The organism is Maribacter polysaccharolyticus, from assembly GCF_028882255.1.
GTDB classification, from domain to species: Bacteria; Bacteroidota; Bacteroidia; order Flavobacteriales; family Flavobacteriaceae; genus Maribacter_A; species Maribacter_A polysaccharolyticus.
The window spans coordinates 76,149-82,724 of sequence record NZ_JARBUY010000009.1; the positions used below are offsets into that span (position 1 = coordinate 76,149).

8 protein-coding genes and 2 pseudogenes are annotated in these 6,576 nt (G+C 36.0%); 4 read left to right on the plus strand and 6 right to left on the minus strand.

Translation table 11 applies throughout. The features are described 5' to 3' along the window. Positions 1 to 402: 402 nt before the first annotated feature. Positions 403 to 802: pseudogene (locus PHU20_RS19640) on the minus strand (Tn3 family transposase); the annotation flags it as partial. A gap of 220 nt (positions 803 to 1,022) precedes the next feature. On the opposite strand from PHU20_RS19640, the gene PHU20_RS19645 reads away from it, so the two are divergent. The 3 genes from PHU20_RS19645 to PHU20_RS19655 are packed head-to-tail and all read left to right on the plus strand — an operon-like array spanning position 1,023 to position 2,387. After that, positions 1,023 to 1,169, plus strand: a complete 147-nt coding sequence (locus tag PHU20_RS19645) for a hypothetical protein (RefSeq protein ID WP_274827118.1) — start codon at positions 1,023 to 1,025, stop codon at positions 1,167 to 1,169. A gap of 16 nt (positions 1,170 to 1,185) precedes the next feature. Beyond that, on the plus strand, positions 1,186 to 2,046 hold the full coding sequence (locus tag PHU20_RS19650) for a hypothetical protein (RefSeq protein WP_274827119.1): 861 nt from the start codon (positions 1,186 to 1,188) through the stop codon (positions 2,044 to 2,046). Next, positions 2,043 to 2,387, plus strand: coding sequence for a hypothetical protein (locus PHU20_RS19655; protein ID WP_274827120.1), 345 nt, complete (start codon positions 2,043 to 2,045; stop codon positions 2,385 to 2,387). The genes PHU20_RS19650 and PHU20_RS19655 overlap by 4 nt, the downstream gene beginning before the upstream one ends. A 4-nt stretch (positions 2,388 to 2,391) precedes the next feature. Here the strand turns inward: PHU20_RS19655 and PHU20_RS19660 are convergent, their stop codons facing one another. From PHU20_RS19660 to PHU20_RS19665, 3 genes are all read right to left on the minus strand, one after another. Beyond that, entirely contained in the window at positions 2,392 to 2,607 is a 216-nt protein-coding gene (locus PHU20_RS19660) for a hypothetical protein (RefSeq protein WP_274827121.1), read from the minus strand. A gap of 133 nt (positions 2,608 to 2,740) precedes the next feature. Continuing rightward, a complete protein-coding gene (locus PHU20_RS20115) occupies positions 2,741 to 2,833 on the minus strand; it encodes a M23 family metallopeptidase (protein ID WP_338040904.1) in 93 nt (30 codons plus the stop codon). An 8-nt stretch (positions 2,834 to 2,841) separates the two neighbouring features. Continuing rightward, the gene (locus tag PHU20_RS19665; RefSeq protein WP_274827122.1) at positions 2,842 to 3,027 is read right to left on the minus strand and encodes a hypothetical protein; all 186 of its coding nucleotides are present in this window, start codon (positions 3,025 to 3,027) and stop codon (positions 2,842 to 2,844) included. Positions 3,028 to 4,222: 1,195 nt separating this feature from the next. Between PHU20_RS19665 and PHU20_RS19670 the strand changes: the two are divergent. Further along, positions 4,223 to 5,134, plus strand: a pseudogene (locus PHU20_RS19670) (IS256 family transposase); the annotation flags it as partial. A 60-nt stretch (positions 5,135 to 5,194) separates the two neighbouring features. On the opposite strand, the gene PHU20_RS19675 reads toward PHU20_RS19670, so the two are convergent. Together PHU20_RS19675 and PHU20_RS19680 are read right to left on the minus strand one after the other, a co-directional pair. Continuing rightward, positions 5,195 to 5,905, minus strand: a complete 711-nt coding sequence (locus tag PHU20_RS19675) for a bacteriocin fulvocin C-related protein (RefSeq protein ID WP_274827123.1) — start codon at positions 5,903 to 5,905, stop codon at positions 5,195 to 5,197. Positions 5,906 to 6,046: 141 nt separating this feature from the next. Continuing rightward, a partial coding sequence (locus tag PHU20_RS19680) for an ATP-binding cassette domain-containing protein (RefSeq protein WP_274827124.1) occupies positions 6,047 to 6,576 on the minus strand: 530 nt, incomplete at its 5' end.

The following is a 6,576-nucleotide window of genomic DNA, read 5'->3' on the forward strand; positions in this document are numbered from 1 at the left end:
TTCTATTTTGGTTTGCCGAGAAAGTGTCCTATCTCACTTATTTATTAAACTATTTATACTTTATAAACTATTTAAACTATACGGTAATCATATCGATGATAAATCCGATAGATAATCAACACCACTTTTCAAAGCACCACATCCTTTATTTGAACTTCTATGAGCTGGACTAGGCTCTTCATAGGATACTATGTTTTTAAAGGATTCCCAGCGTTTTTATATGGCGGTATAAAGCCGATGGGTGCGAAATCGTACGCCAAGACATTTAATTACTTAATAGTCAGGGGGGGTAAATTATATTTTTGTTGACCTAAAATTAGTTCTAACCTAAAAAGAATGGGAATGACACAAAGAATACTTCAATTTTGAACTATTTCGTTTACAATGATGTCAAAACGTACGCTAAGGAATACAATTTAACTTTTTATTAGGAGTTCCCGGAGCACGTAACTTTCCGTTCAAGAATTTCTCTTCAATCTCAAATGAATAATGACCCATCATATGTACATGTTTAAATAAAAGTGGGGACAACCTTTTGGAATCATCATCATTTATCTTGATTGATTGCTTTTTTAAAATCCGATGGATTTTTGCATATACATCGAATTCCATAATACGACGGCGTTCGTTACCAGACCCAATGCCCCCAGTTGGTTCTCCTGCCCTTCTTTGTACCTTTTTCTGATTTCCCCACGTTGCCCATGGCATATGGCCCTGGCCACGTTAAACCTATTTTCCCTGGGTTAAGCTGGGTCAATATCCTACGCCTATACTCTTGGCTTTCGATATAATTTATTAAGTATTGGGGATTTGTAGCAAATAGAGGGTGATGTTGCCAAACAACGAAAATACAGAAGATGTCCTAATATTTTGAAGAATAAACCTATATTTGTCTTATTCTATTTGTAGGATTATTGGTGCGCTATTTCATTGTTTACATGTAAGATTTTACCGATAAAACGCAATTTTTAATCGTTTTCATAGTTAGATAAAGGCTTATAAACCTTTAAATTTTAACAATTATGAAAGCACCTAGATTAATTTTGGCAATGGTCGCATTAATGGCCGTTAGCTCATTCGTATCATGTGAAGACAACTCAATTACAGAAGAAGACCAACTCTACGAACAAGGCATCGACACAAGAGAGGTCAAGAACGAGGATACCTAATGGATTCTGGGTAGCGATGGCGCTCGTTGGATTGTCATCGCTTCCCTATTTGCACGAAGCGATTACTTATGAAGGTGGTCTACGAAGCTGGGTGCCGGTACTCGGCATTGAGGGGTTTCTCACGGACGGCCAAGGGAAAGTATTGGGTTTTTCCACCTATCGCATGTTCCTTTATACGCTGCTGATCTTTGTTTTTTCGGAATTGGGCTGGGCCGTATGGCTTTATGTCTCCAAACACAAGACCTATTATTTAGCGCTGTTCGTCCCTGTTCTCATGGGGGCTTATCAAATCCTTTTACTTCTTCTAAACCTGAGAAAGACAACGGCAAATAGTGCGGAAACAAAACTTTTGCTAGTAATGGGGCTAAGCCTCTTTTTTGGTTTTCTATTTCTAAGGAAAAACAGATTTACGATTAGAATAGCGTCAAAATGGCTCTTTATCCTTGGCGCTTGCACACTTCCATTTTTTCATGATATCATCACTTTTCGGGACGCTACCTTAAAAAGTTGGGTTCCTGTATTGGGTATTGAAGAAATTATGACCGATAGTAAGGGGTATGTTCGTGGTTTTGGCCAATATAGGTCATTGGTATACTTTCTTATGCTACATGTGTATGCACATTTAGGTTGGCTCGGGGCGTTCATCTACTATGGCATAGGAATCAGAAAAGTAAGGCCATTTCTTTTGGTTCCGGTCATTGTAAGCCTTTATTCGGTAATTATAATCATACTCAATTGGCAAGAGACCAATCTTAACACTCCGAATACTAAGTTTTATATCACGATCATCGTGGCCATCTTGTTGGCGATCAATTACTTTTTCAACCATAAAAAGGAGAAAGAGGCGGCTGTAACCAAAACCCTAGAAGAAACATGAAAAAAAAGAACCCATCCCATTCATCCGAGTCCATGAGAACGGACGGCAAACGCTTTAACTTTTTGAGCGGTGCAGGGAAAAAACTGGATGTGATGCTCCAAAAGGTCAACGACCTTATGGATCTTATGCGGGATTCCAAACCATATCGATTGGATTACAAGGATATCGATAAGGGATACCAGGCGCACGGAGTTGGGGATATAGACGAATTCGCCAGTAGCTATGTTTTCGGATGGTCGATGAAATATGGATACTTGAACGATAAACCGATAAAGCAGGCCGCATATGAGGAAGTAAGGGACTATCTATGGAAGAAGAAAGAGCGGGGCGAGATCCTTTGATGTATCAGAACATAAGTTCCCCGGCATATCTGTCCAGCTTCCTTCCAGTCGCGAAAATAGAGACATTCAGTATTTTCTTTGTTGAATATTCCTTTTCGATCTCGACAAAGAACAATCCAATGGCATAAAGCTCGAAATATACGCCATGTTCGTATTTGGTCGTTATAAAATCGCTTTTTGCTGTTATAGTCTGTATCTGTTCCTTTTGTGAGAGCATCATGAATTAATAGGTTCCCATATTGATTGTTTCTTTTAAATGTATGTGGGCATATATTAAAAATAGGATAAATGTTTCGATATGGGCTTAATTCCTACAAAAAAATGCCCAAAAAGTACTCCGGATTTACCACCTTTCAGTGTTTCCTAACTTGGTAATGGATATGTGGGCCAGTACTCTTTCCTGTATTGCCCACAAAACCTATTATGTCGCCCTTCCTAATGGTCATTCCCTTTTTTACGATAAAGGCTTAGTGACCTCATAAAGGTGTACATGTATGTGGGCCAAACTGGGTTTTGAATCTTCGCGAATAGGATTCTCATAAAAGGATTGATCACCACCTCGATGGTTCTTTATTTTATGGTATCCCCAAGACTCTAAAAGAATCTTGAGCGAAATTTCGTTTGCTACCTTACAAGTCATGATTTTTTATTTTTTTTCTTTAGTTAGCAATAGCTAGCGTTTGCTTATGCAAACCATTTAAATATGAAACGGTAGTTGAATCCTTATAATTTTTTATTAAAGAGTTATATAGAGTTATATAGAGTAGTTTTATGGCTAGAAATAAAAACGCTTGAAACCCCTTAAAAACATAGTATATATAGCTTTTAATAACTAAAAAAGAGGCACTTGAATAACGCAAAAAGCACTTGAATAACGTACTGAATTGTTTGTTTTTATAAGCCAAATTTTTTTTATATTCCTGATAATAAGAGTGTTATCTAATAATTTAAGCACTTGAATAACGCAATCGGAAATCTGTTTAAGGTGATATTTGATAGTCAAACCCTCTTTAAAAGGCACTTGAATAACGCAACAAAAAGCACTTGAATAACGTACTGAATTGTTTGTTTTTATAATCCAAACTATTTTTATATTCCTGATAATAAGAGTGTTATCTAATAATTTAGGCACTTGAATAACGCACCAAAAGGGGTTGAACTCCGCAAAAGGGGGTTGAACACCGCAGATATTTAAATATTGATGAAAAACAAAAATTATATAAAAACCTGTTTATCAATTTATTAAGCGATTTAAGAGGGGGTTGAACACCGCAGATAAAGTTGATATATGTAATATAAATACTACCTAACGGGGGTTGAACACCGCAGCAAAAGGGGGTTGAACTCCGCAATAGGGGGTTGAACACCGTGGATAAAGTTGATATATGGTTTCATATATGTAATATAAATACTACCTAACGGGGGTTGAACACCGCGGATAAAGTTGATATATGAACCAATTGTTTTACAAGTTGTTAAATTTTTCTTTGACCAAAATGTGTATTGATTTTAAATTAGCGGCTACATTAAGGCCTAAATATCTGGTTGTCAATTTTTTATATTTGCTATGGTGCAAAAACGCAATATCTACCATTTAGGCCCATATCGCTTGTTTTTAAGCGACAAGGTAATTGTTACTTGATCTTTCAAAGTGGCACAAAACGAAACGTTATAAGTCCCGTTCACGACAAAGGTGGCACGGATCGAACCGAAATCACTGGCACAAAACCAACCGAAACGGATTGCGTTACTAGCCTAAAGTGGCACAGATCAAACCGAAATGCCTGGCACTATAACTCCGAAATGGGTGGCACAAAACGAACCGAAGTATCCACAATATGGTCGACGGTATCGAGAATGTGATCGTGTCGCTTTACGACAAGGGCATGAGCAATGCCGATATCGAAGAACAGATACGCGAGGTCTATAACTTCGATGTCTCCACATCAGCCATATCAAGGATAACCGATAAGATCTCAGGGGATATCGTAGCCTGGCAGAATAGACCCCTAGAGCCTATTTATCTTATTGTTTGGATGGATGGTATCGTATTCAAGGTGCGTGAGAACTCGAAAGTTGTCAATAAGACCGTTTACATTGCCGTAGGGCTGCGAAGGGACGGTAAAAAAGAAGTCCTCGGCCTGTGGCTCGGAAAGAACGAATCGGCCGCTTTCTGGATGAATGTACTTACCGATATGCGCGCCCGGGGTACAGAGGACATCCTGATCACCGCTACAGATAACCTGAACGGATTCACACAGACCATCAAAAACGTCTTTCCCGAATCCAAAACCCAGATATGTGTAGTGCACCAGATCAGGAACGCCTGTAGGTATGTGGTGTGGAAAGACAAGAAAGCCTTTACCTCGGATATGAAACTCATCTACAATGCACCTACACAAGCTGCCGCAGAGGCCGCCTTGAAGGACTTTGAGGATAAATGGGAGGATAAATATTCTTACGCCATAAAAAGCTGGAGGGACAATTGGGAGGAACTCACCGTGTTCTTTGAATTCCCCATCGAGATACGTAAGATCATCTATACCACTAATCTAATAGAGAACCTCAATGGTAAGATCAGGAAATACACCAAGAACAAGTTATCCTTCCCGACAGACGATGCTGTTATGAAATCAGTATATTTGGCTACAAGGGAGGCCACTAAAAAATGGTCCATGCCAGTTCGTAACTGGGGAATAATACTAAATCAGTTCTTAACTATATATGAAAAAAGGGTCCGACTTTGAATAAAAGTCAAACCCTCGTTATTTTTAACTTACACAGTTACCGGGATAGTGTCAAAAAAATTAAAAAGGGGTACAGTTTTTATCACAACTCTGTAAACCAATCCATCCACAACCATATTCTGTTTCTTCACAACCTTTATCACAGTATCCACCAACAAAATCACAATCCAAACACCATCTACTATCACATTCTGATTGAGCATTAGCGACATTAATTGTCATTAATCGGGCTAAAGTAATATCATTGTCAGCCTTAATAATTTCTTTATTATGACTTAAATAATCAGAGCTATATCTACGTTTAAATTCTTCTTCATCATTTACTGCTTTATCAAACATCATAAACCCACTTATTCTAAAATAATCTGTCCAACCAAACTTCACCTTTCCCTCATCGAACCATTCAAAAAAATAGGCCTCTTGTTTTAATGTTAATTCCTTGTTAAAATCTAATTTATTTATCATCATTAAAACTTTTATAAGATGTACTTGTTCATCATTCGATTTAGCAGTACTGATAATTCCATTTATTTTATCAATCCAAATATTTTTTCTTCTTTCAGGTTTAAATGTTCTATAAGCAGCTTTCTGTTTATCAAGACTTAGTTTTACCATTTCAGTGATAGGCATAGCACTCAACTTTACTACATTTTCTTTTGCCCAAGCATCAATATCGTCATCACAACTATAACATTTTTCTTTTTCACAGCTTACTAATACAAAAAAAGATGACATTAAAATAAATACAGAAATTTTCTTAATAGATTTCATGGCTAGTATTTTTAAAAAAATTAATATAAAATTTCTTACAAATTAAGCATATTTATCCATTAATACTAATTATTATTGATAAATATTCGTCTTTGAATTGAAAACTTATGAACGATATTAAATTAGCAACTGATGGATAATTTAATTGTTTTCATTTATTAAGTACCCATATTTTTTTAAGTCGTTTTTACTTTTGATTGGAAAAATATTTCCTTCACTTAAAAAATATAAGGTATCAGAAACATCGAGAATATGATCATATAAATGGTCGCTAATTATTATTCCTTTTTCTTTTTCAGCCAATATTAATTTTTTTAATGTTTCCACATGCTTCGGCATTATATATGAAAATGGTTCATCTAATAAGCAAAACTTTGTATCAGATTTTAATATTAAAAAGATTCCTATCAGTCTACACTCGCCACTAGAAAATTCTTCTATTCGTTTAGAAGATTTATTTTTAAATTCAGGAAATATTTCGGAAAATAAAGAAAATTCTATCTGAAAGTCATTAAATGCTTTTCGAAGTGAAATATTTTTTGGAATAAAATTGTATTGAGGTAAATATCGTAAATCTTTAGGATTACGATAATTAGTCAAAATAACCTTATTATTTATACGAACTGACTTGTTGATAGGTATAAGTTCTCCATATATAATATCCAATATAG